2 protein-coding genes are annotated in these 1993 nt (G+C 41.4%); both read left to right on the top strand.

Annotation, left to right across the window (positions count from 1 at the left end; all coding sequences use genetic code 11):
• Positions 1 to 236: 236 nt before the first annotated feature.
• Positions 237 to 1688 (top strand): methyl-accepting chemotaxis protein, encoded by a 1452-nt coding sequence (locus H6S82_RS31115; protein ID WP_190466502.1) that lies wholly within the window; start codon positions 237 to 239, stop codon positions 1686 to 1688.
• Positions 1689 to 1708: 20 nt separating this feature from the next.
• Positions 1709 to 1993, top strand: a 285-nt coding sequence (locus tag H6S82_RS31110; RefSeq protein WP_191057327.1) for an Hpt domain-containing protein, incomplete at its 3' end; no start/stop codon positions are given.

The raw sequence follows: 1993 nt of genomic DNA, 5'->3' as shown, positions 1-1993 counted from the left end.
AAGTAAAATTGTATAGCTAGTGCGTCAGACGTCAGCCGCCCTTACTCTTAAAGCAGTAGTTTAGCTATTTTGTAAGTGTGAACTTTATGTTGTGTACAAGTCGTAAAATTAGTCAATTATAGACGAATTTGCTAAAATAACTCCAGGAACTAGCATATTTAAAATTTAGAGAAAATTATTGAAAATATGCTAGGTTACTACCAGTCTTCTTAACACTACTTAAAAACCCACAGCTTATGTTTAGGAAATGTAAATTGCAAAATAGAATGTTATTGGGATATTCAGTTCCCATTATATTATTTATAGGATTGGCTGGTTTAGTATATTTCAGTACAAATAAGTTATTAAATGTATTCACAAAAGTCGAAAAATCCCAGGAAATTGTTGATACAACAAATGCCATGACACTTAATCAGAGCAGGATGGTAATAGTATTTAGAGGTTACATATTATCACAAAAGCCACAATTATTAAAAGAATACGAACAAGAATTAAATTTATTTGATGAGGCATCTGCACGTGCAGTGAGTATGGCCGAAAATAACAAGCAACAACAGCGTATCAAAGAAATGGTTCGGTTGAAAAACGAATACGATCGGTATTCGCAAAGAATACTAAACTTAGTAAAGCAAGGCAAGAGAGACGAAGCAATATTAGCGTTCCGAACAGGAGAAGGGCAAAAATTTGTCGATCGTTTTAAAAACCTAAGTACGGAATTTAATAAAACGGAAGAGGAAATTTTAGCGGCCACAACCGCAGAAGCGAAAACTTTGATTAACAATCTCATTGCCGCAGTTGCGATCGGAGCCTTGTTATGTTTAACGTTTTCCCTACTTGCTGCTTATTGGATCTCCGCAGGCATTACTCGTACAGTCGAGCGAGCAACAAGCGCGATCGCCTCTTCCTCAAACCAAATAGCTGCCACAATAGAAGAACAAGAACGCACAGTTTCCCAGCAAGCTGCCTCCGTCAATCAAACCACCACCACAATGGATGAGTTGGGTGCATCTTCCCAACAAACCGCAGGACAAGCACAAGCAGTCGCCACCGCCGCACAACAGGCATTAACCCTTACGGCAACAGGAAGCGAAGCAGTGGAAAATACCCTAGAGGAGATGTCGGTGCTGAGAGAGAAAGTAGGTGCGATCGCCTATGAAATTTCCCGTTTAAGCGATCGAACCAATCAAATTGCCAGTATTTCCAGCTTAGTCAGCGACCTCGCCAACCAAACCAATATGCTAGCGCTCAACGCAGCCGTAGAAGCAGTACGAGCTGGCGAACACGGTAAAGGTTTTGGCGTCGTCGCATCGGAAATTCGCAAACTTGCAGACCAAAGTAAAAAATCCGCCGAAAAAATAAACGCCCTCGTTTCCGATATTCAAAAAGCCATCAGTTCCACCGTTATGGTGACAGATGAAGGCACCATGACGGTGGAACAAAGTGTTAAAATCGCCCAAAAAACAGCACAATCCTTCGCAGGCGTAACAGAAGCAATTAACAACGTCGTCTTGTGCAGCCAACAAATTTCTCTGAGTTCCAAACAGCAAGCCATTGCCATTCAGCAAGTAGTTGATGCTATGAATGCACTCAATCGCGCATCTGCCGAAACAGCCAGTGGCATCAGTCAAACTCGCATCGGCACTCAGAAACTAAACGATGCCGCCCAAAGCCTTAAATCAGTTGTTTAATGACTAAGGAATCAAGAAAAATGATTATCGAAGATGAAGAACTACGAGATATTTTTAAAACCGCAAGTGAAGATCATTTGCAGAAACTTGATGATGGTTTGTTGTATTTAGAAAAACATCCAGATGACCAAGCGAAATTAGAAGAGTTACTGCGAGAAGCCCACAGCCTCAAAGGCGATGCCGGGATGTTGGGAGTCAAAGATGTGGCAACTCTATCCCATCAGATAGAGCATATATTAGGGAGTGTGAAACGAGGCGAGACAATCCTCGATCGCACTATTAGCGATCGCATATATCACGGTTTA

Source organism: Planktothrix sp. FACHB-1355, assembly GCF_014748295.1.
Classification (GTDB): Bacteria; Cyanobacteriota; Cyanobacteriia; order Cyanobacteriales; family Aerosakkonemataceae; genus Aerosakkonema; species Aerosakkonema funiforme_A.
Note: the sequence above shows the minus strand (reverse complement) of the source record. Positions and strands in the feature narration are given on the sequence as shown.

Excerpts from the sequence above, each read along its gene's own strand:
- H6S82_RS31115 (WP_190466502.1), top strand. The coding sequence starts at position 237 with ATGTTTAGGAAATGTAAATTGCAAAATAGAATGTTATTGGGATATTCA.